Source organism: Kitasatospora sp. NPDC054795, assembly GCF_053611565.1.
In genome coordinates this window covers 1-21,397 of sequence record NZ_JBSHAP010000075.1, presented here as the reverse complement: position 1 = coordinate 21,397, position 21,397 = coordinate 1, and the positions used below count along the sequence as shown (strand labels likewise).

The 21,397-nt window shown below is 75.2% G+C and carries 20 protein-coding genes, 1 other RNA gene and 1 pseudogene; 12 read left to right on the top strand and 10 right to left on the bottom strand.

Annotated features, from left to right (window positions below):
* Positions 1-290 precede the first annotated feature (290 nt).
* Complete coding sequence (locus tag ACWGJO_RS25410; protein WP_452187137.1) at positions 291-887, bottom strand: TetR family transcriptional regulator; 597 nt, start codon at positions 885-887, stop codon at positions 291-293.
* Positions 888-1,142: 255 nt separating this feature from the next.
* On the opposite strand from ACWGJO_RS25410, the gene ACWGJO_RS25405 reads away from it, so the two are divergent.
* From ACWGJO_RS25405 to ACWGJO_RS25395, 3 genes are all read left to right on the top strand, one after another.
* The gene (locus tag ACWGJO_RS25405; RefSeq protein WP_380540423.1) at positions 1,143-2,453 is read left to right on the top strand and encodes a glycosyltransferase family 4 protein; all 1,311 of its coding nucleotides are present in this window, start codon (positions 1,143-1,145) and stop codon (positions 2,451-2,453) included.
* 171 nt (positions 2,454-2,624) lie between these two features.
* Positions 2,625-3,368, top strand: coding sequence for a class I SAM-dependent methyltransferase (locus ACWGJO_RS25400; protein ID WP_359896878.1), 744 nt, complete (start codon positions 2,625-2,627; stop codon positions 3,366-3,368).
* The gene (locus ACWGJO_RS25395) at positions 3,365-4,426 is read left to right on the top strand and encodes a prenyltransferase (RefSeq protein ID WP_452187135.1); all 1,062 of its coding nucleotides are present in this window, start codon (positions 3,365-3,367) and stop codon (positions 4,424-4,426) included. Before ACWGJO_RS25400 ends, ACWGJO_RS25395 begins: the two co-directional genes overlap by 4 nt.
* A 147-nt stretch (positions 4,427-4,573) precedes the next feature.
* Here ACWGJO_RS25395 and ACWGJO_RS25390 read toward each other — a convergent pair whose 3' ends face one another.
* From ACWGJO_RS25390 to ACWGJO_RS25375, 4 genes are all read right to left on the bottom strand, one after another.
* Positions 4,574-5,479: a hypothetical protein gene (locus ACWGJO_RS25390; protein ID WP_359896883.1), complete on the bottom strand. Its 906-nt coding sequence runs from the start codon at positions 5,477-5,479 to the stop codon at positions 4,574-4,576.
* Positions 5,480-5,666: 187 nt separating this feature from the next.
* Positions 5,667-6,707: an N-acetylmuramoyl-L-alanine amidase gene (locus ACWGJO_RS25385; protein ID WP_452187133.1), complete on the bottom strand. Its 1,041-nt coding sequence runs from the start codon at positions 6,705-6,707 to the stop codon at positions 5,667-5,669.
* A gap of 7 nt (positions 6,708-6,714) precedes the next feature.
* A complete protein-coding gene (locus ACWGJO_RS25380; RefSeq protein WP_452187131.1) occupies positions 6,715-7,956 on the bottom strand; it encodes a hypothetical protein in 1,242 nt (413 codons plus the stop codon).
* 137 nt (positions 7,957-8,093) lie between these two features.
* A complete protein-coding gene (locus ACWGJO_RS25375) occupies positions 8,094-8,747 on the bottom strand; it encodes a class I SAM-dependent methyltransferase (protein ID WP_359896888.1) in 654 nt (217 codons plus the stop codon).
* 426 nt (positions 8,748-9,173) lie between these two features.
* On the opposite strand from ACWGJO_RS25375, the gene ACWGJO_RS25370 reads away from it, so the two are divergent.
* Positions 9,174-10,256, top strand: coding sequence for an alcohol dehydrogenase catalytic domain-containing protein (locus ACWGJO_RS25370; RefSeq protein WP_452187129.1), 1,083 nt, complete (start codon positions 9,174-9,176; stop codon positions 10,254-10,256).
* A gap of 163 nt (positions 10,257-10,419) precedes the next feature.
* Here ACWGJO_RS25370 and ACWGJO_RS25365 read toward each other — a convergent pair whose 3' ends face one another.
* A complete protein-coding gene (locus ACWGJO_RS25365) occupies positions 10,420-10,593 on the bottom strand; it encodes a hypothetical protein (protein ID WP_452187127.1) in 174 nt (57 codons plus the stop codon).
* A 383-nt stretch (positions 10,594-10,976) separates the two neighbouring features.
* Positions 10,977-12,968 carry an alpha/beta hydrolase family protein gene (locus ACWGJO_RS25360; protein WP_452187125.1) on the bottom strand — a complete coding sequence of 664 codons (1,992 nt, stop codon included), beginning with the start codon at positions 12,966-12,968 and terminating at the stop codon, positions 10,977-10,979.
* Between the two features lie 700 nt (positions 12,969-13,668).
* On the opposite strand from ACWGJO_RS25360, the gene ACWGJO_RS25355 reads away from it, so the two are divergent.
* Genes ACWGJO_RS25355 through ACWGJO_RS25345 form a run of 3 tightly spaced genes read left to right on the top strand, consistent with a single transcriptional unit; the run spans position 13,669 to position 16,410 of the window.
* Entirely contained in the window at positions 13,669-14,505 is an 837-nt protein-coding gene (locus tag ACWGJO_RS25355) for a Nif3-like dinuclear metal center hexameric protein (RefSeq protein WP_452187124.1), read from the top strand.
* Between the two features lie 23 nt (positions 14,506-14,528).
* Entirely contained in the window at positions 14,529-15,272 is a 744-nt protein-coding gene (locus ACWGJO_RS25350; protein ID WP_452187122.1) for a zinc ribbon domain-containing protein, read from the top strand.
* Between the two features lie 4 nt (positions 15,273-15,276).
* Positions 15,277-16,410, top strand: a complete 1,134-nt coding sequence (locus tag ACWGJO_RS25345; RefSeq protein ID WP_452187120.1) for a bifunctional RNase H/acid phosphatase — start codon at positions 15,277-15,279, stop codon at positions 16,408-16,410.
* 20 nt (positions 16,411-16,430) lie between these two features.
* Here the strand turns inward: ACWGJO_RS25345 and yaaA are convergent, their stop codons facing one another.
* Positions 16,431-17,216 (bottom strand): peroxide stress protein YaaA, encoded by a 786-nt coding sequence (gene yaaA, locus ACWGJO_RS25340; protein WP_452187119.1) that lies wholly within the window; start codon positions 17,214-17,216, stop codon positions 16,431-16,433.
* A 186-nt stretch (positions 17,217-17,402) separates the two neighbouring features.
* On the opposite strand from yaaA, the gene ACWGJO_RS25335 reads away from it, so the two are divergent.
* The 4 genes from ACWGJO_RS25335 to rnpB all read left to right on the top strand — a co-directional run bounded on the left by ACWGJO_RS25335 (position 17,403) and on the right by rnpB (position 20,210).
* Entirely contained in the window at positions 17,403-17,780 is a 378-nt protein-coding gene (locus ACWGJO_RS25335) for a hypothetical protein (protein WP_452187117.1), read from the top strand.
* A complete protein-coding gene (locus ACWGJO_RS25330; RefSeq protein ID WP_387689392.1) occupies positions 17,777-18,148 on the top strand; it encodes a type II toxin-antitoxin system death-on-curing family toxin in 372 nt (123 codons plus the stop codon). Before ACWGJO_RS25335 ends, ACWGJO_RS25330 begins: the two co-directional genes overlap by 4 nt.
* A 169-nt stretch (positions 18,149-18,317) precedes the next feature.
* Positions 18,318-19,799, top strand: coding sequence for a DHA2 family efflux MFS transporter permease subunit (locus ACWGJO_RS25325; protein WP_452187174.1), 1,482 nt, complete (start codon positions 18,318-18,320; stop codon positions 19,797-19,799).
* 13 nt (positions 19,800-19,812) lie between these two features.
* Positions 19,813-20,210: RNase P RNA component class A (gene rnpB, locus ACWGJO_RS25320), an RNA gene on the top strand.
* 41 nt (positions 20,211-20,251) lie between these two features.
* Here rnpB and ACWGJO_RS25315 read toward each other — a convergent pair.
* Positions 20,252-20,509, bottom strand: coding sequence for a Prokaryotic metallothionein (locus ACWGJO_RS25315; RefSeq protein ID WP_452187114.1), 258 nt, complete (start codon positions 20,507-20,509; stop codon positions 20,252-20,254).
* Between the two features lie 101 nt (positions 20,510-20,610).
* Positions 20,611-21,009, bottom strand: coding sequence for an ACT domain-containing protein (locus tag ACWGJO_RS25310; RefSeq protein ID WP_359896909.1), 399 nt, complete (start codon positions 21,007-21,009; stop codon positions 20,611-20,613).
* A 171-nt stretch (positions 21,010-21,180) separates the two neighbouring features.
* On the opposite strand from ACWGJO_RS25310, the pseudogene ACWGJO_RS25305 reads away from it, so the two are divergent.
* Positions 21,181-21,397, top strand: a pseudogene (locus ACWGJO_RS25305) (hypothetical protein); the annotation flags it as partial.

The window sequence follows — 21,397 nt, the reverse complement described above, 5'->3', positions numbered from 1 at the left end:
CTTTCGGTGAGCGGTGGTGGCCCGGGCAGGGCCGTTCCGTAGTCCTCGACGGTGCCGGGCGCGGGCGTCCGGACGGGCCGCTCGCCCCTCCGCGGGTGCTCCGACTCGTCCGGGCGGCCGAGGGCGGCGCCGGTCTCACGGCTGCGGGGTCAGCGCCGGACTCGCACCGGCTTTCCCCGGGGGAGGAGCGGGATGGAGTTGTGCCGACTGTCGACTCTAGCCGCCGGAGCACGACGAGCTGCCCGGGGCGGGCAGGAACAGGTTCCAGTCGGTGGGGGGAGTGGGACGGTTCACGGCAGGGTGAGCAGCCGGGCCGCGGTGTGCAGGTCGGCCCGCACCTCGGCGATCGAGGCGCGGCCGGAGAGCCAGGCGACCAGCGCCGAGTGCCAGGTGTGCTCGATCACCCGCACCGCCGCGCGCTGGCTCCCGGTGGGCGGTCCGGACTGGCCGATCGCGTCCAGGATGAGCTGTCCGGTGGCCACGCTGACCTGGTCCACCTCGGCCCCGACCGAGCGGTCCGCGAAGGACAGTGCCCGGACCATGGCCTCGGCCAGCAGCGGCTCGCGCTGCAGCGCGTGGAAGGCCCGGGTGAGGGTGTCGGCGACCCGCAGCGCCGGTTCGAGGTCGGTCGGCGGGTGGCGCCGGATGTGCTCGTGGAGGCCCTGCAACTGCTCCAGCATCACCGCCACCAGCAGGTGCACCTTGGACGGGAAGTACCGGTAGAGCGTGCCGAGGGCGACCTGCGCGCTCTCCGCGACCTCCCGCATCTGCACCGCCTCGTACCCGCCGCGCACCGCCAGCGCGGTGGCGGCCCGCAGGATGCGCCGGCGCCGTTCGGCCTGGCGCGCGGTCAGCGGCGGCTCGCCCGGAGGGGAGGCCGGCGGCAACGTCGAAGGAGGGGGTGGCGGCAAGGGTGCTCCCGGGCGGGCGAGAGTGGCGGCGTGCTCCACAGGTCGGCAGGATTCGGCGTGGCGGGAATCACCAGCCCTGGCTCCTGGGGAAAAGCTACGGGCCGGTATCTTCGAGGTCTCTCATTGTTCACGTGGTCGACGACGAGTTCCCCAGCCACTGAAACCTGATCTACTTTAGCGACCGGAAGCACGACCGGCAGCACCGATAGCAGCTAGAGAAGAGGGCCCAGGATGACCGCGCAGCCGCTGCGGATTGCCCTGCTGTCGTACCGCGGTGACCCCTTCTGCGGGGGTCAGGGCGTGTACGTACGACACCTCTCCCGCGAGCTGGCACGGCTCGGGCACCACGTGGACGTGATCGGCGCCCAGCCCTACCCGGTGCTCGACGAGGTCGACGGCCCCGGCTCGGTGCGCCTGGTGGAGCTGCCCAGCCTGGACCTCTACCGCGCCGACGACCCCTTCCGCACCCCGGCCCGGGGCGAGTTCCGCGGCCCGGTGGACGTGCTGGAGTTCGCCACCATGCGCACCGGCGGCTTCCCCGAGCCGCTCACCTTCTCGCTGCGCGCCCGCCGGTACCTGGCCGCCCACAAGGGCCGCTACGACGTGGTCCACGACAACCAGACCCTCGGCTACGGCCTGCTCGGCCTGGCCCGGCACGGCTTCCCGCTGGTCACCACGATCCACCACCCGATCACCGTGGACCGGCAGCTGGAGCTGGACGCCGCCGCCACCCGGGGCAAGCGGCTCTCGCTGCGCCGCTGGTACGCCTTCACCCGGATGCAGCGCCGGGTCGCCGCCCGGCTGGACCACGTGATCACCGTCTCCGGGACCTCGCAGCGCGAGATCGCCGAACACCTGGGCGCCGCGCCGGACGCGATCTCGGTGGTGCCGATCGGCGCCGACACCCGGCTCTGGTCGCCCTCGGCGGAGATCGGGCGCGTCCCCGGCCGGATCGTCACCACCTCCAGCGCGGACGTCCCGCTGAAGGGCCTGGTCTTCCTGGTCGAGGCGCTCGCCAAGGTGCGCACCGAGCGGGACGCCCACCTGGTGGTGGTCGGCAAGCCGCAGAAGGAGGACGGGCCGGTGGCCGAGGCGGTGCGCCGCTTCGGGCTGGCCGGGCACATCGAGTTCCGCAGCGGGCTGACCGACCGCGAGCTGGTCGACCTCTACCGCTCGGCCGAGGTGGCCTGCGTCCCCTCCCTGTACGAGGGCTTCTCGCTGCCCGCCGCCGAGGCGATGGCCACCGGCACCCCGCTGGTCGCCACCACCGGCGGGGCGATCCCCGAGGTGGCCGGGCCGGACGGGGAGACCTGCCTGGCGGTGCCGCCGGGGGAGGCGGACGCGCTGGCCGCCGCGCTCGGCCGGCTGCTGGACGACCCCGAGCTGCGGGCCGGACTCGGCGCGGCCGGACGGCAGCGGGTGCTGGCCCGGTTCACCTGGGAGCGGGCCGCCGAGCTGACCGCCGAGGCCTACCGCGCGGCGATTGCCACCGGCGCCGGCGCCCGGGCCCGCTCGGGGCCGGGCTGGCGGTACGTGGCCTAGGGGCCTGTCGACGCGCACGGGCGGACGGCGCCGGCCCGGTCGGCCGACCGGGCCGGTGACGGCGGGTCGGTGGCGGCGGGTCGGGGCCCGCCCGGCGCAGCGCGACGTGCTGAACGAAGGCCTGACGAGGCGTCAAGAACGCTTGGCAGCAATAGGAATGGGAGTCCAGCAGTGCTGACCGTCGATTTCTCGCGCTTCCCGCTCGCCCCTGGCGACCGGGTGCTCGACCTGGGCTGCGGCGGGGGCCGGCACGCGTTCGAGTGCTACCGCCGCGGCGCCAACGTGATCGCCCTCGACCAGAACGCCGGGGAGATCGCCGAGGTCAGGAAGTGGTTCGCGGCGATGGAGCAGGCCGGTGAGGCCCCCGAGGGGGCGTCGGCGGTCGCGATGGAGGGCAACGCGCTGGCGCTGCCGTTCGAGGACGAGTCCTTCGACAAGATCATCATCTCCGAGGTGATGGAGCACATCCCGGACGACAAGGGCGTGCTCAACGAGATGTTCCGGGTCCTCAAGCCGGGCGGCCTGCTCGCCGTCACCGTGCCGCGCTGGCTGCCCGAGAAGATCTGCTGGGCCCTGTCCGACGAGTACCACGCGAACGAGGGCGGACACATCCGGATCTACCGGGGCGACGAGCTGCTCGGCAAACTCAAGGACGCCGGCCTGGAGCCGTACGGCACCCACCACGCGCATGCGCTGCACTCGCCGTACTGGTGGATCAAGTGCGCGGTCGGCGTCGACAACGACAAGGCACTGCCGGTCAAGGCGTACCACCAGCTGCTGGTCTGGGACATCGTCGGCACCCCGGTGATCAGCAGCCTCACCAAGGCCGCCGAGCGAGCGCTCAACCCGGTGATCGGCAAGAGCTTCGTCGCGTACGCCTCCAAGCCCAACCGCGCGCCGGGCAGGACGGCATGACCGCCGCCGTCCCCGAGGTGCTGCTGCTCGACGGGGTACTCGACGCCGAGCAGGCCGCCGACACCGTCCGCAGCATCCTGGCCGAGCAGCGCCCCGACGGCGCCATACCGTGGTTCGCCGGCCACCACCTCGACCCCTGGGACCACACCGAGGCCGCGATGGCCCTCGACACGGCCGGCGAGCACGCCGCCGCCGAGGCCGCCTACCGCTGGCTCGCCGCCGCCCAGAACCCGGACGGTTCCTGGTACGCCGCCTACACCGACGGCGTGGTCACCGACCCGGCCAAGGAGAGCAACTTCTGCGCGTACGTCGCGGTCGGGGTCTGGCACCACCACCTCAGCACCGGCGACGACGCCTTCCTGGAGTGGATCTGGCCGGTCGTCCGGCGCGCCCTGGACTTCATCGTCGGACTGCGGCTGCCCGGCGGCCCGATCGCCTGGCGGGTCTCCGAGGACGGCACCGCCACCGACGAGGCGCTGCTCACCGGCTCGTCCAGCATCCTCCACGCGCTGCGCTGCGGCCTGGCCGTCGCCGAGTACCTGGAGGAGCCGCAGCCCGACTGGGAGCTCGCGGCCGGGCGGCTGGGGCACGCCGTCTCCCACCACCCCGAGCGGTTCCTGGACAAGGACCGCTACTCGATGGACTGGTACTACCCGGTGCTCGGCACCGGCCTGCGCGGCGACGCGGCGGTGGCCCGGATCGAGCGGGACTGGGAGCGCTTCGTCGTCCCCGGCCTCGGCGTGCGCTGCGTCAGCGACCGCCCGTGGGTGACCGGCGGGGAGAGCGCCGAGCTGGCGCTCGCGCTCTGGGCGATCGGCCAGTCCGACCGCGCGGTGGACATCCTGCGCTGGATCCAGAAGCACCTGCGGCACGAGGACGGCTCGTACTGGACCGGGTACGTCTTCGAGGACGACGCGATCTGGCCGGAGGAGCGCACCACCTGGACGGCCGGGGCGCTGCTGCTCGCGGTGGCCGCGCTCGGCGGGGACCCGGCGACGGTCTCGGTCTTCGGCGGGGAGCAGCTGCCGGCCGGGCTGGTGGTCGAGGACTGCTGCTGAGCCGGACGCGCGTGCGGTAGCCGTGCGCGCGAGCGGGCGGGCGGACGCGTACGGCGGTCGAGGGCGCGTACGGAAGGCGGGCGCTCATGCGGAAGGGGCGGGACCGGAGAACCGGCCCCGCCCCTTCGCGGTACGTGCCCGCGGGCGTCAGCCGCGCTGGATGCCCGTGGTGTCGGCCAGCACGCCCTGGCTGCCGTCCGGCAGCTGCGCGACCAGCGCGGCGCCGCGCTGCTCGACGGCCAGGTACCAGGTGCCCGGCACGACCTCGCCGACCGGGGCGCCGGCCGGGTTGTCCTTCGGGGCCAGCTGGCGCGGGGCCGGGACGGCGAACCAGAACGGCTGGAAGTCCGCCGCCGGGGCGGCCGCCTGCTGCTGCGCGGCCGGGGCCGGCTGCGGCACCGGGGTGCCGGCGTCGTGCGGCTGGACCGGCTGGCCGGGCTGCGGCTGGCCGGCGCCCGGGTAGCCGTAGCCGCCCTGGCCGCCGAACGCCGGGTCGTGGCCCTGGGCCGGGTAGCCGTACTGGCCGGGCTGGCCGGGCGCACCCGGGTGACCGGGCTGGCCCGGGTAGCCGTACTGGCCGGGGACGGCCGCCGGGCGGTCGGAGACCAGCGGCGCCTTCAGCGCGGGCACCAGGGGGCTCGCGGCGGCCGCGCCGGCGAGCACGATCAGCGCGATGAAGCCGAGCCAGGCGCCGAAGCCGTGGCTGACGTTCGGGCCGTACGGGCTGGCGCCCAGGGACCAGACCGAGGTCCACAGCGCGGCGACCGCGAAGGCGATGCCCCACTGGTCCAGTCGCAGGCCGAGGACCTGTCGGTTGGCCGCGGCCTGGCCCTGGAAGCGCTGCACCAGGATCAGCGCGGCGGCGACGATGCCGAGCAGGTAGATCGAGGGCAGGACGGGGAACAGATCGGTGCTCCACGCGTTCTTTGAGGCGTCCGCACAGAGCCGGCCGCTGCAGTCCGCGGCCAGATAGGGCAGGAAGGAGGCGATGAAGAGCAGGACGGCCGCGCCTGCGACGGCGGCGTCTCCCCTGGTGAGAGCGCGCAGATTCACTAACGTTCCCCTCGTTGACGTGTCGTGGACGGTGGTTCGTACGGTCGGGCCGACCGGCCGAAACTCCCGAACGGACCAGAAGCCTAGGCCCAACCGTCCTGCCGGTGCACGGCGGGACCGGGAATGGGGCGAAGTCGTTGCAAACCGTGCGGTCCGGGCGGAGCGTCGTCCTCCGGGGGTGTGCGGTTCAACTCCCGTGTCGCTCTTCGGTCTTCTCTTGGGTCGTCAGGAACGCGGTCAGCGCGTCGGCAATCCCCTGGGCCGCCTGCTGGCGCCACTGAGGGTCCGTCATCCGCTTCGCGTCCGTCGAGTTGCGCATGTTACCGCACTCGATGAACACCTTGGGGACGGTGGTGAGGTTGAGGCCGCCCAGGTCGGAGCGGGTGTCCAGGCCGTCCTTGGCGGTGTAGTCCGCGTACGGTTCGCCGGTCGCGGCGTGGAACCGCTCGCGCAGCAGGAGGCCGAGCCGGTGCGAGGGATCGACGACGGCCGCGTTGTCCGCCTTTCCGGCCACCACCCTGGCGGGCATGATCACGTGGAATCCGCTGCCGCTCGCCGGGCCGCCGTCCCCGTGCACCGAGAGCGCGACGTCGGCGTGCGCGTCGGCGCCCGCGCGGGCGCGTTCGTCGATGCACGGGCCCCAGGGGCGGTCGCCGTCCTGCGCCAGCACCACCTTGGCGCCCCGGGCGGTCAGGACGGCGCGGGCCCGGCGGGAGACGTCCAGGGTGTACTCGGCCTCGGAGTAGCCCGCGTTGGTCTCGGTGCCGGTGGTGTCGCACTCCTTGCGGGTGTTGCCGATGTCCACCTGACGGTTGATCTCGGCGGTGTGGGCGGAGTTGCCGGGGTTGTGGCCGGGGTCGAGCAGGACGGTGCGGCCGGCCAGGACGGTGGCGGTGTCGGCGGGCGGCGCCGGGGTCCCGGCCGAGGGGGCGCCGTCGGCGGGGCCACTGTCGGTGGGCGCCGGCGCGAGCGGAGGGGTGAGGGGCGTGCCGGTGGCGGCCGGCCGGTCCGTGGCCGTCGGAGCCGTGGTCGGAGTCGGGGGCTCGGCGGCCGGGGCCGAGCCCGGGGACGACGTGGCCGGGGCCGTCGCGGCGCCCGCCGGGCCGGAGTGGTCGAGGGCCCGCCAGCCGAACCAGCCCGCCGTGCAGAGCGGGACGGCCACGGCCGCGGCCGTGGTGGCGCGCAGCAGGGCGGAGCGGCGGGGCGGTCGGGCGGCGGAACCGGTCACTGGTCGGTCAGATCCTGTCCTGGGTGCGCGGAGTCAGACCGTAGTTCTTCGCGATCACGTTCCACTTGGTCATGAAGTCCGTCTTCGCCTGGGTGGCCTTCGGGTTGAGCTCGTCCGCGCGCTTCTTGTCAGGGGTGGCCGGGGCCCTGCCGGTGCAGCCCTGGGCGGCGACGGCGCGTGCCCAGCTCGCGTACGCCTTGTCGATGTCGGCCGACAGCTGCCAGGCGGACTTCAGCGAGTTCACCGCGTCCGCGCCGCCCGGCACGTCCGTGACGGTCAGTTGGGAGAGCTTGGCCAGCAGGGCGGCCCGCTGGCTCGCGCCGTTGTCGAAGTCCTGCGCGGCGCTCTCGATGTCGGCCTTCGGCGGGCAGCTGGTCACCTTGGCGACGGCGCTGCCGATCGGGGCCTTGGCGTTCTCGCCCTCGCTGAGCAGACTGTCCAGCGCCTGGGCCTGCGTGCCGGCGGCCGGACCGGGGCCGGTCGCGGTCGGGGACGGCGTGCCGGTGGGTGAGCCGGAGGCGCTCGCGGCGGCGCTCGGCGCGCCGTCCGCGCCCGTGGGCGCGGGGGCGGGCGGCAGGTTGTCCGGGCCGGTCGCCGGGGCGGAGGCCGGGGCGGGCGCGGCCCGGTCGTCCTTGTCGCCGCCCTGGAGGGCGAACAGCAGGCCGCCGCCGAGCGCCAGCACCAGCAGCACGGCCAGGCCGATCAGCAGCGGGGTCCTGCGGTTGGTGGGCCGGTCCTCGTCGTCCCCGTGGCCGGTCGGACGGTCGGGCCGGGTGCCGTAGGGGGGCTGGGCGCCGTACGGGGACTGCGGCGGGGCGGCGGGCGGCTGCAGGAGGTAGTCGTAGCCGGGGGCCTGCTGCGGTGCCTGCTGCGGGGCGGGGGACTGCGGACCCGCGTGGGAGGGGAACGGCGAGGCCGGGGGCGGGGCGGCCGGGGGCGGCGGCGCGGCGGGGAACAGCCGGGCGGTCGGCGGATCGTAGCCGGGCGAGGCGGCCAGGTACGGGCGGGCGCCCAGCGGCGGTCCCTGGTCGCCGACGGCGCCGGGCCCGGGCGGCGGGGCCATCGGGCCGGGGTGGGCGGCGGCCTGCGGAGCCGCGGACTGCGGGGCTGCGGGAGGCTGGGGGGCGGTGGGAGCCCCGGGGGCGGACTGCGCGTCGGCCGGGCGCTGCGGGCCGCGCACCCAGCCGCCGGCGCCGCCTCGCGCGGTGGGGTCCCAGACCGCCGGAGCGCTGTTCTGCTGGTCCGTCATGTCGCTGCTGGCCCCCACCGTCCGCCGATGCTCTGCGCTCTGCCTGGTGCTGCGCGGCCACCGTACCGTTCGAACCCCCGCCCGACAGCCCTGGCACGACGTTAGAGCATCGGTGCGGGGACGCGGGAACGAACGCGCTACCGGGCGGCTCGGCGCAGGACCCGCAGGGAGCCCGTCACCGAGACCTCCTCGAAGCCCTCGGCCAGCGCCCGCAGGTACACCCGGTACGGGGCCTGGCCGCCGTCCGCCGGATCCGGGAAGACGTCGTGCACCACCAGCAGGCCCTCCGGCGCCAGGTGCGGCACCCAGCCCTCGTAGTCGCCGGTCGCGTGCTCGTCGGTGTGCCCGCCGTCGATGAACACCAGGCCCAGCGGGCGCCCCCACAGGGCGGCGATCCGCGGCGAACGGCCGACCAGCGCCACCACGTGCTCCTCCAGCCCGGCGGCGTGCAGGGTGCGGCGGAACCTCGGCAGGGTGTCCATCAGCCCGACCTCGGGGTCGACCAGCGTCGAGTCGTGGTACTCCCAGCCGGGCTGCTGCTCCTCCGAACCGCGGTGGTGGTCGACGGTCAGCGCGACCGTCCCGGCCTCCCGCGCCGCCGCCGCGAGCAGGATCGCCGAGCGGCCGCAGTAGGTGCCGATCTCCAGCACCGGCAGCCCGGTGCCGCGCGCCACCGCCACCGCCGCCGCGTACAGCGCGAGCCCCTCGTCCACCGGCATGAACCCGGTGGCCTCCTCGAACGCCGCCAGCACCTCGGGCGCCGGCTCGGCGCTCAGCAGCAGGTCGGACATGCGGTGCTCCTCGGGGGTCGGGACGCGGGCGGACGTGCACGGACCCTACTCGACGGTAGCGGTGGCGGTGGCGCCGGGGCGGCGGCGCCGTCCTGACCGGGGGACAGGTTCCAGTCGCAGGCCGGGCACCAGGCGGTGAAGCGCCGGTCGGCGGTCAGCACGGCGTCGCAGCGGGGGCAGGGCCCGCCGTGGGCGGGCTGCTCCGGGGAGATCGGCGGAGACATCGGAGGCGACGTCAGTGGGGACGTCGGCGGGGATATCGACACGGTGGTGATCATGGCGTGTTCCGGTGGCGGAAGGACAGCGGCTTCGCACAGTGCCGCCGGTCGGATGTTGTGGAACGCGTTCTCGTCGCGCCGCGTCGCCCGTGCCAGAATCGGCGCGACCGCCGATCCGAGGAACACCAGGCACCCGGGGAGCAGCACCATGCGCGCAGCCGTCCTGCACAAGACCGGCCAGGAAACCCTCGACGTCCGCGAGGACGTGACGGCCGTGGGCTTCGGGCCGGGCACCGTACGGGTCCGGATGCGTGCCGCCAGCCTCTGCCATTCGGACCTCTCCGCGATGAGCGGCGTGCTGCCGCAGCCCGCGCCGTTCGTCCCCGGGCACGAGGGCGCCGGGGACGTGCTGGAGGTGGGCGAGGGCGTCACCGGCCTCGCCGCCGGCGACCGGGTGGTGCTCTGCTGGATGGCCCCGTGCGGCCGCTGCGACCACTGCCGCCGGGACCGCGGCCACCTGTGCATCGCCAGCCTGCGCGGCCTCGGCGCCCCGGGCTTCCGGATCGCCGAGGGCGAGCTGAACGCCTCCGGCTTCTACGGCACCGGGGCCTTCGCCGAGGAGGTCGTGGTCGCGGCGAACGCCGTCATCAAGGTGCCCGCCGACCTCCCCTACGAGGCCGCCGCGCTGATCGGCTGCGGAGTGACCACGGGCATCGGCGCCGCCGTGAACACCGCCCGGGTCGAGCCCGGCGCCTCCGTCGCGGTCATCGGGGCGGGCGGGGTCGGCGTGGCCACCGTGCAGGGCGCCCGGGTCTGCGGCGCCGGCCGGATCACCGTCGTCGACCCGGTGGCCTCGCGCCGCGAGCGCGCCCTGGCCTTCGGCGCCACCGAGGCGATCGCGCCCGAGGAACTGAAGGCGGCGGCCAGGACGCTGCCCGGCGGCGGCTTCGACTACGTCTTCGAGGCGGTCGGCCGCGCGGCCACCGTCCGGGCCGGCTACGAGGCCGCCCGGCGCGGCGGCGCGGTGGTGGTCATCGGCGCGGGCGCGCAGGACGACCTCGCGCAGTTCACCATGGGCGAGCTGTTCTTCAACGAGAAGCGCCTGCTGCCCTCGCTGTACGGCGGGGCGACGGTGACGCGCACCATCGGGCTGGTCGTGGACCTCTGGCGGGCCGGGCGGATCGACCTCGACGGAATGGTCAGCCACCGGGTGGGGCTCGCGGATGTCAATGAGGCGATCGCGCAGATGCGCAGCGGCGAGGCGCTGCGGACGGTCGTCACGACGGACTGAGGGCCGGGCCGGGGGCGGTTCCGGGGACGGCCGGGCGGGGCCCGGGGAAGAGCGAGGGCCCGCCGGGGGAGTCCGTGCTCTCCCGGCGGGCCCTCGGGCGCGGCGCCTCCGTGCGGTGCTGCTGCGCGGTGCCCTTGGTGCCGACGCCCTGGTGGTGGTGCGGTCAGCCCCGCGCGCCCGCCGCGCGGTGGCGGCCGTGCGGGTCGGTCTCCGGGCTGTCGTCGTCGGCGGAACCACCGCGGTGGCGGCCGTGCGACCAGGTGTCCTTGGCCGTCTTCTCGTCGGCGTCGGTCCCGGTAACCGCGGGTCCGGTGGTGTCGGTGAGGGTGTCGGACATGAGATTCGTCTTTTCCGTGCGGAGGGTGCAGGTCATCGGCGCCCGGCCGGCGCCGGTGGCGCACGGTCGGGTCCCCGATCGGGTGCTCGGTACGCGCCCGTAGCCGGTGATCGCGGCCCGGCCCCGGCCACCATAACGGCCGGGACGGGCGAGATCCTATCGAGATCCTGACGCGAGTCCCGTGCTGGTCCGGGGCCCGGGGCCGGGTCGGCGGCGCACCGGCTCGCGGTGGACCGGGGCGGTGCCCGGAGGCCGCCGGGCCGGGCCGACAGCCCGCGCTCACCTGCGGAGAGTTCACTCGGATCGCCCAGCACGGCGTCCGGGGCCGCCCGGTCGTGCGGGAGGGTCCGGGAGTCTGTGATCCTCGGCGGGCGGGCGGCGGATCAGCCCGGACGGCCGGTCCGCAGGAACGTGGCCAGCAGCTCGTGCAGGACGGCGGCGCCCTCGTCGGCGAGCACCTCGTGCCCGGAGCCCGCCGCCTCGACGTACCGGAAGTCCTCGCCCTCGACCCGGCCGATCCGCAGCAGTTCGTGCCGCAGCGCCCGGGACTGGCTCACCGGCACGACCTCGTCCCGGTTGCCGTGCACCATCAGCAGCGGCGCGCTCAGCCGGTGTGCGAGTTGCAGGACGTCGCGCGGTCCGCGGGCGTCGGAGATCGGCTCGCCACCGCCCAGGCGGGTGGCCAACGCCCCTACGGGGGGCGCCGCTTCGGCCAGCAGCCGGGCGCCGGACAGGAACGGTGCGACCACCGCGCAGCGGGCGACCTGCCCGGCCGGCGCGTGCGCGGCCGCCAGCAGCGCCAGGAAGGCGCCGTAGCTGACCCCGAAGAGGGCGGGCGGCTCCAGGCCCAGGGCGGCGCGCTGGCCCGCGATGCCGTCCAGCAGGTACAGGACGTCGTCCAGGTCGGGGCCGCCCCAGGCGCCCCGGATGGCCAGCGCGTGCGCCACGCCGTAGCCGGTGGAGCCGCGCTGGTTGGGCGCGACCACCGCCAGGCCCTCGGCGGCCATCCGCTGCAGCGCCGGGTCGAACTCCAGCCGCCAGGCGTCCGCCGGGCCGCCGTGCAGCGCCAGTACCAGGTGCGGGCTGCTCAGCCAGGTGTCCCCGCCGTACACCACGGCCTCCAACGGGCCTGCCGGGCCCGCCAGTTCGAGGCTCTGCGCGGGCTGCCAGCGGCCGCCGTCGCCGGGCGAGGTGCTGCCGTCCAGCCGCCAGCCGGGCGGTGCGGTCCGTACCGGGCGCATCCCGCCGGGCTGCCAGGGCAGGACGGTGTCCCGCCACGGGCCGGGCAACCCCGAGGCCAGCGGCGCGAGTTGAAGCGGCAGCGGCACCGGGGCGGAGGCGGCCGGGAGCGGGCCGTGCGCCAGCAGCGCGTCGACGTCCAGGGTGGCCAGCGCCGTCGGACGGTCGGGCGAGGAGTACGGCAGCCGAAGCCCGGCCTCGCCCCAGTGGCCGACCGCGCCGAGCCGCCCGGGCGGCGCCGGCAGCGGGTCCAGTCGTCCGGCGGCGGGCCGCCACAGCGCGAGTGTCGAGCCCGCGCCGTGGTCGATCTGCACCGCGACCCGGGGGCCGTCCGCCGCCACCCGCAGGGCCACCGGCCGCAGGAGCATGCCCGCGACGTGCAGGCACTCCGGGAACCGCAGCGGCTCCCCGGTGCCGAGGAGGCCCCAGCCGAGCCGGTCGGTGCCGGGCGCGTCGCTGCGCACCATCGCGAACCGGCTTTCCGGGTCGAACAGGACGAGGCGGTCGTTGCTGTGCGGGCCGATCTCCAGCAGCGGGGTGGTGCGACCGGTGCGCAGGTCGAGCACCACGCTGCGGACCAGGCCGTCGTTCACCCGGTCCAGCGCGAGCAGCGTGCCCGTACGGTCGAGCCAGGTGCCGCCGCCGTGCAACCCGGGGATCTCGGCGACCTGTTCGGGCTCGCTGCCGTCCGTCCGCACCAGCCAGGCGGTGGTCGCCGGGCGGGTGTCGCTGCCGAGGGCGACCGCCACCGGTGTCCGGGGCCCGGCCCCGGCCGGTGCCGGGAGCGGCAGCACCCGCAGTCCGGCCATCCTGAGCGCACCCGACCGCTGCTCCACGGCGGAGCTTTCGCCCGGCGTCAGGCGGGCCAGGTCGTGCCGGTCGCCGTCGTGCCGACAGATCAGCACCGAGCCGTCCGGCAGGGCGACCAGCTGCGAGCGCAGGCTCTCCGAGCGGTTGCCGGGCAGTGCCAGTGGGGTCGGCGCGGCCGGCCCGCCGTCCTGCGGAAGCCGCCAGCTCTCCACGTACCAGCCGCTGTCGGCCGAGGAGGCGAGGCAGGCGGCGTGGCTGCCGTCGGCGGCGAAGGCGAAGCTCAGCCGGCGCAGGGCCTGGGTCACGGTCCGGGTGGCCACGTTCATGCTCCGCCCACCCCGGTGGCGCCGGCCGGGCGCGCGGCGCCGCTCGACACCTCCCGGCCGAGGAACATCCCGCCCCTCGTGCCGTGCCGGACGGCGGCGGTCAGTGCCGCCCGTGTCGTCTCCGGCCACGAACCCGCCGCATCCGGTCCGGGCTCCACCGATCCCCTGTCCCCGGCCGCACGCAGCGATGTGCCCGCCCTCATCCGCCACCACATCCCTTCGTCTCCGCCGCCGCGCCGGGTGCCCACTGCTCGCGGCACCCGGGGCGGCGGCCCGGCCTGATCGGTTTCCCCGGAGGGGGCGGCGGTGCCGCCCCGGCACGGGAGTGCTCACCCGGATCCCGTCCGGCCCGCGCGGCATCCGCCCGACTCCGGGTCGTGGCCGCCGCCGGTGCAACTCCCGTTCGCAGGAGTGAAGTTACTTTCGAGCCAACCGAAGCCTCAACGCAGAGCCGGTCACTTCACTCGTAAGGGTGATCAAGGCATGGTTTCGAATTCGTACGAGAACCCTGCTGTGAGTAACGGGCGCCCGGCGCGCGGCCGCGTACAGGGCGCGCGGGCCCGTCGGGCGCCTCCCGTCACAGATTGACGCGCACCCGTACGCCCGCAGCTCCCGCGTCCGAACAGCCGCCGCGACTCCCCCGGCAGCCCGCCGAACGGCCGAGGCCCGACCGCGCCCGCGCGCACGGTAGTCTCGACAGGTGCCGAAACTGTCCGACGTCATCACCGCGCTCGAAGAGGTCTACCCGCCGCAGTGGGCGGAGTCCTGGGACGCCGTCGGCCTGGTCTGCGGGGACCCTCAGGCCGAGGTCAACCGCGTGCTCTTCGCCGTCGACCCCGTCCAGGCGGTCGTCGACGAGGCCGTGGAGTGGGGCGCCGACCTCGTGGTCACCCACCACCCCCTCTACCTGCGCGGCACCACCAGCGTCGCCGCCACCACCTTCAAGGGCCGGGTGGTGCACACGCTGATCACCAACGGCATCGCCCTGCACGTCGCCCACACCAACGCCGACCACGCCGACCCCGGCGTCTCGGACGCGCTCGCCGAGGCGGTGGGCCTGCGGGTCACCGGCCCGCTGGTACCGGACCCGACCGACCCGCTGGGCCGCCGCGGCACCGGCCGGATCGGCCTGCTGGAGCCCCCGCTGCCCCTCTCCGCCTTCGCCGCGCAGGTGGCGAAGGGCCTGCCCGCCACCGCCGCCGGCGTCCGCGTCTCCGGCGACCCGACCCGGCTGGTCAGCCGGGTCGCGGTGTGCGGCGGCTCGGGCGACAGCCTCTTCGCCGACGTCCGGTCGGCCGGCGTGGACGCCTACCTGACCGCCGACCTGCGTCACCACCCGGCCTCCGAGGCCGCCGAGGCGGCGCCCGTCGCGCTGCTCGACGCCGCCCACTGGGCCACCGAGTGGCCCTGGCTCACCTTGGCCGAGCGGGCCCTGCTGGCCGTCGCCGACAAGCGCGGCTGGGCCGTGGAGACCAAGGTCTCCCACCGGGTCACCGACCCGTGGACCGCGCACGCCCCCATGTCCTTCACCGCCTGACCCGATTCACAGGAGCTCTCCGCTTGAACGCCGCGCCCGCCGACCAGATCCGCCTGCTCGACCTCCAGGCCATCGACTCGAAGCTCGACCAGCTGGCCCACCGGCGCCGGAGCCTGCCCGAGCACGCCGAGATCGACAAGGCCACCGCCGACCACACCGCGCTCAAGGACCTCGTCGTCGCCGCCGAGGCCCAGAAGGGCGACACCGCCCGCGAGCTGACCAAGGCCGAGCAGGACGTCGAGCAGGTCCGCTCCCGTGCCGCCCGCAACCAGCAGCGCCTGGACTCCGGCGCGATCACCTCGCCGAAGGACCTGGAGAACCTCCAGCACGAGATCGGCTCGCTCGCCAAGCGCCAGGGCGACCTGGAGGAGGTCGTGCTGGAGATCATGGAGCGCCAGGAGAGCGCCAACACCCGGGTCGAGGAGCTGTCCGCCCGCCTGGAGCACTCCACCATCGTGCTCAAGGAGGCCGAGGGCCGCCGCGACGCCTCCTTCGCCGAGATCGACGGCGAGGCCGACAAGGTCAAGCGCGACCGCGAGACCGTCGCCGCCGTCATCCCGGCCGACCTGCTGAAGGTGTACGCCAAGCTGCGCGAGACCCAGGGCGGCGTCGGCGCGGCCCGCCTCTACCAGCGTCGCTGCGAGGGCTGCCGCACCGAGTTCTCCATCACCGAGCTGAACGCCATCAAGGCCGAGCCGGCCGACAAGGTGGTCCGCTGCGAGAACTGCTCGCGGATCCTGGTCCGCACCTCGGACTCGGGCGTCTGAGCCGGTGGCGGCCCGCTTCATCGTCGAGGCCGACGGTGGGTCCCGGGGCAACCCGGGGCCGGCCGGCTACGGCGCGGTGGTCCGTGACGGGGACACCGGGCAGATCGTTGCCGAGGCCGCCGAGTTCATCGGCCACGCCACCAACAACGTGGCCGAGTACAAGGGCCTGATCGCCGGGCTCAAGGCGGCCCGCGAGCTGGACCCGGACGCCTCGGTGGACGTCCGGATGGACTCCAAGCTGGTCGTCGAGCAGATGTCCGGGCGCTGGAAGATCAAGCACCCCGACATGCAGCCGCTCGCCGCCGAGGCGCGCACCGTCCTCCCGCGCGCCCGGGTCACGTACACCTGGATCCCGCGCGAGCGGAACAAGGACGCCGACCGGCTGGCCAACGAGGCGATGGACGCGGGCAAGGCCGGGCGCCAGTGGGAGCCCCGCAAGCCGGCGGCCGCCGTCGAGGAACCCCCGCTGGAGACCGCCGCGCCCAAGGCCGGCTGGGCGGCCCCGGCCGACCTCGGCACCCCCACCACCTTCGTCCTGCTGCGCCACGGCGAGACCCCGCTCACCCCGGAGAAGCGCTTCTCCGGCAGCGGCGGCAGCGACCCGGAGCTCTCCGACAAGGGCCGCTGGCAGGCCGAGCGGGCCGCCGAGGCGCTGGCCGCGCGCGGCAGCGTCCAGGCGGTCGTCGCCTCCCCGATGCGCCGCACCCGGCAGACCGCCGAGACCGTCGCCGCCCGGCTCGGCCTGGAGGTCCGGTACGAGGACGGGCTGCGCGAGGTCGACTTCGGCGACTGGGAGGGCCTGACCTTCGCCGAGGTGCGGGAGCGGTACCCGGACGACCTGACCGCCTGGCTCGGCTCCGCCAAGGCCAGGCCGACCGGCAGCGGCGAGAGCTTCACCACGCTCACCCACCGGGCCGGCGTCGCCCGGGACAAGATCATCGCCCGGTACGCGGGGAAGACGGTCCTGGTGGTCTCGCACGTCAGCCCGATCAAGACCCTGGTCCGGCTGGCGCTCGGCGCCCCGCCGGACTCCATGTACCGGATGGAGCTGTCCGCCGCCTCGATCTGCGCCGTCCAGTACTACGCGGACGGCAACGCCTCGCTGCGGCTGCTCAACGACACCTCGCACCTGCGCTGACCCGCCGGTCACGGACGTGCTCAGTGCACGTCCGTGACCACCACGTCCAGCTGCCACGGCTTGCGCGCCGTGCCCTCCGCCGCGAGCTCGACCTGGTGGCCCAGCTCCAGCAGCGCGTCCATCAGCTCGCCGGGGGTCTTCGGCTCGGCCCCGGCGAGCAGCAGGTCCCGGACGATCCGGCCCTTGGTCGCCTTGTTGAAGTGGCTGACCACGGTGCGCTTGCCGTCGCGCTCCTGGAGCACCCGGACGGTCGCGGTCCGGGAGGCCACCTCGCCGGCCGGCTTCCACGCCGCCGCGTACGCGGAGCTGCGCAGGTCCAGCACCAGCCCGTCCGCGACCTCCGGGAGCACGGTGGCCGTCACGCTCCGCCAGTACGCGCCGAGCGCCCCCAGCTCCGGGAGCTTCACGCCCATCGAGCAGCGGTAGGACGGGATCCGGTCGGAGATCCGCACGGCGCCCCAGAGGCCGGAGAAGACCAGCAGCGAGCGCTCGGCCCGGTCGTACGCGGCGGCGTCCAGGGTGGCCAGGCCGAGGTTGTCGAACAGCACCCCGGTGTACACCTCGCCGGCCGGGCGGGCCCCGGCCGTCGGCAGTCCGGCGTTCTTGGCGATCTCGCCGCGCAGGCCGGGGGAGAGACCGAGCACCTCGGCGGCGGTGTCCTCGTCGCCCCGGCACAGGCGCACCAGTGCGTCCAGTACCGCGCCGCGCGCCGCCGTCAGCCCGGGCAGCGACAGCCGCTCCAGCGCCACCGGCCCGCCGTCCCCGGATCCGGCCTTGCCCTCCGAGGGCGGCAACAGCACCAGCACAGCGGACTCCTCGACGATCTGTGGCACACGAACCCCGCAACCCTACTGCGCCCGCCGTACGGACCCCGCCGCTCCCGCTCCCGCCCGTTCCCCCTCGACCGCCCCGCCGCGGGCGGACGCGGCAGGCAATTCGGTGGGGCATCCGGGCGTTCACCAGTACGGTGAGCGGCGAGGAGCGTGAGTGCGATGACCCTGCGACCCCTGGACCTGGTGCCCGGCGACGACGACGCCGTGGAGGAGTCCCTGTCCGTGCGCCTGCCCGCGGGCCTGCCGGCCGAGACCCGGACGGCACTGGAGTTCGCGCTGCGGGCGGCCGCGCAGGCGGTGATGGCCGGGCGGGTGCGGGTGACCGGGGCGCCGGACGGCGCGGACACCGCCGAACTCGCCTTCGAGGTCCGCCAGTCCGACGTCCCCAGGGCGCTCACCGGGCCGACCGCTCCGGAGGCCGCTCCGGAGGCCGGTCGGGAGGCCGGTCGGGAGAGCAGGGCCGAGCGCCGGGCGGCCATGGTGGCCCGGATCCGCACCGCCAACGCGGAGACGCTGGAGAGGCTCAAGGACCTGTGACCGAGTACCTGGACCTCGACGACGTCACCTACCTCGCCGGCGGTCCGGAGACCGTCCGCGACCTCGGCGGCCTGCTCTCGGCGATCGCCCGCCCGCAGGCGAGCCTGTTCGGCGAGGACGCCTACCCGGACCTCTGGTCCAAGGCGGCGGCCCTCGGCCAGAGCCTGGCCCGCAACCACCCCCTGATCGACCGCAACAAGCGCACCGCCTTCGAGGCGATGCTGCTGTTCCTGGACTACAACGGCGAGCCGTACACCGACCCGCACCCGGACGACGCCGTGGCCTTCATGCTCCGGCTCGCCACCGGGGGCTACGACGGCGCGGTCGCGCTCGCCGCCAAGGACCTGAAGTCCCTGCTGGGGCGCTGAGTCCCGCCGGGGCCGCCGGGCCGCGCCACCCCCCTGGCCGGGGGCGTCGCGGCCCGGGAGGCGTCACCCGGACGCGCCACCCGGACGCGCCGCCAACCCGCCCCGGGCCGCCCCGCGGTGGGAGGATCGGTCCGTGCCCGCCCCCCAGCCCCGCGCCGCCGCCGCGCCCGTGCCTGCCCCCGGGCCCGCGCCCGGCCCCCGCCGCCGTCTGCTCGTCCTGGCGATCTGCTGCCTGAGCCTGTTCATCGTCGGCCTCGACAACACCGTGGTGAACATCGCCCTGCCCGTGATCCAGCGGGACCTGGGCGCCCCGGCGTCCGGGCTGCAGTGGATCATCGACGCCTACACCCTGGTGCTGGCCTCGCTGTTGATGCTGTTCGGCTCGGTGGCCGACCGCTTCGGTCGCCGCCGGGTGTTCCAGACCGGGCTGGTCTGCTTCGCGCTCGGCTCGCTGCTGTGCAGCCAGGCGACGAGCCTGGGCTGGCTGGTGGCGTTCCGGGCGCTCCAGGCGGTGGGCGGCTCGATGCTCAACCCGGTGGCGATGTCGATCATCACCAACACCTTCACCGACCCGAAGGAGCGGGCCCGGGCGATCGGTGTCTGGGGCGGCGTGGTCGGCATCTCGATGGCGCTCGGCCCGCTGCTCGGCGGCTTCCTGGTGGACGGCGCGGGCTGGCCGTCGATCTTCCTGATCAACGTCCCGGTGGCGCTCGTCGCCATCGCGCTGACCGCCCGCTTCGTGCCCGAGTCCCGGGCGCCCCGGGCGCGCCGGCTGGACCCGGTCGGGCAGCTGCTGATGATCGTGCTGCTCGGCTGCGGCACCGCCGCGATCATCGAGGGGCCGGCCAACGGCTGGACGTCCCCGCTGATCCTCGCGCTGGCCTCCACCGCCGGGGCCGCGCTGATCGCCTTCCCGCTCTGGGAGCGCCGGGTGGCCGAGCCGCTGGTGGACCCGCGGTTCTTCGCCAGCGCGCCGTTCACCGGCGCCACCGTCACCGCGGTCTGCGCCTTCGCCGCGCTCGGCGGCTTCCTCTTCCTCAACACCCTCTACCTCCAGGACGTCCGCCGCTACGGCCCGGTCGAGGCCGGCCTGTGGACGCTGCCGATGGCCGGGATGATGCTGGTCTGCGCGCCGCTGTCCGGGCGGATCGTCGCGAGCCGGGGCCCGCGCCTGCCGCTGGTCGCGGCCGGGCTCGGCCTCGCCGCGAGCGGGCTGCTGCTGACCCGGCTCGCCGCCGACTCCCCGCCCGCCCTGCTGCTGGCCGCGTACGGGCTGTTCGGCTTCGGCTTCGGCATGGTGAACGCGCCGATCACCAACGCCGCGGTGTCCGGCATGCCGCGCGCCCAGGCGGGCGTGGCGGCCGCGGTCGCCTCGACCAGCCGTCAGATCGGCCAGTCGCTGGGTGTGGCGGTGATCGGCACGGTCGTCGCCTCGGCCGTGGTCGGGCCGGTCGCGACCGGTTTCGCCCGGGCCAGCCACGCCGGCTGGTGGATCCTGGTCGGCCTCGGCGGCGCCGTCCTCGTCCTGGGCCTGGTCACCACCACGGCCTGGGCGAGCGCGACGGCCGCCCGGGTGGCCGCCCGCCTCGGCGCCGAGCCGCCGGCCGTCCGGTCCGGTGTACGGGAGGCGCCGCCCGAGCGGCTACCATGACCACTACGGCGGAAGAGCCGGCCGGGCGGTCGCGACGGGTCCCAGACCCGCCGAGGAACGTCCGGGCTCCACAGAGCAGGGTGGTGGGTAACGCCCACCCGGGGTGACCCGCGGGACAGTGCCACAGAAAACAGACCGCCCACCGCTTTTCGTGGTGGGTAAGGGTGAAACGGTGGTGTAAGAGACCACCAGCGACCGGGGTGACCCGGCCGGCTAGGTAAACCCCACCTGGAGCAAGGTCAAGATCGGTGCCCTCGGGCACCGTGCGCGGACGTTTGAAGGCTGCTCGCCCGAGTCCGCGGGTGGACCGCACGAGGCTGTCGGCAACGGCAGCCCTAGATGGATGGCCGCCTCCCCGGGCCGCGCAAGCAACCCGGGAGACAGAACCCGGCGTACAGGCCGACTCTTCCGCCCCTTTCCCTCCCCGCCGTCCGGCGCGGGGCCCCGCCGGGTCAGGCGGGGCGGGCGCCGACGGCGTCGCGGATCTGGTCGCCGAGGCCGCCGTTGACGCGGGCGCAGTTGGCGCAGCAGAAGAACATGCCGGCGACTTCGACGCCGTGGCCGACGATGCGCACCTCGCACTGTTCGCAGCGCGGGGCGAGCTTCTCCATGGCGCACTCGAAGCTGTCGAAGGTGTAGGTGTCGCCGGTGACCGTCTTGATCTCGAAGGCCAGCCAGTAGTCGTTGCCGCAGGTGACGCAGATGGCCATGGCGGCCGTCTCCTTCCGGTGGGGCCGTCCCGGCGGGGCGGCTCGTCTCCCAGTGTCGAAGGCCCGGTCGGCGGCGGCCACCCGGGGCGAGCGGCGGGGGCTCAGGCGGAGCGGGCGGAGAGGTCCTCCAGGGCGCGGACGGCGCGGTCGGCGTCGTCGGCGGCGACGAACAGGTGGTCGTGGTGGAAACCGGCCACCACGTTGCAGCTGATGCCCTCCTCGGCGAGTCGGCCGGACACCGCGGCGGTCAGCCCGACGGCCTCCAGCGCCGAGTGGATCCGCAGGGTGATCCAGGCCGCCACGTACTCGTAGCGCAGCCCGAGCGCGTCCGCCTCCTCCTGGGCGACCACCATCGTCACCCCCTCGGGCTCGGCGACGGTCACCACCGGCCGCATGCCGGCGGGCACCCGGGCGGGGAGCGTGCAGTAGACGTACCGCCCCGGGTTGAGCTGCGGGCTCATTGCGCGCAGCAGCGTCGCGAGGTCTCGTTCTGCGGCCATGCCCGCCACCGTAGCGGCTGGACGGGGGATGCGTCGTGCTCCGTGGGCGTGTCGGAATCCGTTGACGAGCGACAGTCACCGATATATCGTCGAGCTATCGAGACAGTAACTCGACTGCCTCGTCGAACCGTGGAGACGGAGGTGGGCGCGATGCGCTCGGACGGTCAAGGAATGCGATTCCGCTGGGAAGGCCCGCGCGGAGGCGGCCCGGGCGGCGGCCGGCGCCGCGGCCCGGGCCCGGAGTTCCGGGGGATGCCCGGGGAGGGCGTCGAGGGCCGGGAGGCGTTCGGCGGGTTCGGCCCGCCGTTCGGCGGCGGCGGCCCCGGCCGGCCGATGGGCGGCCCGTTCGGGCACGGCTTCGGCGGCCACGGCGGCCGGCGCGGAGGCC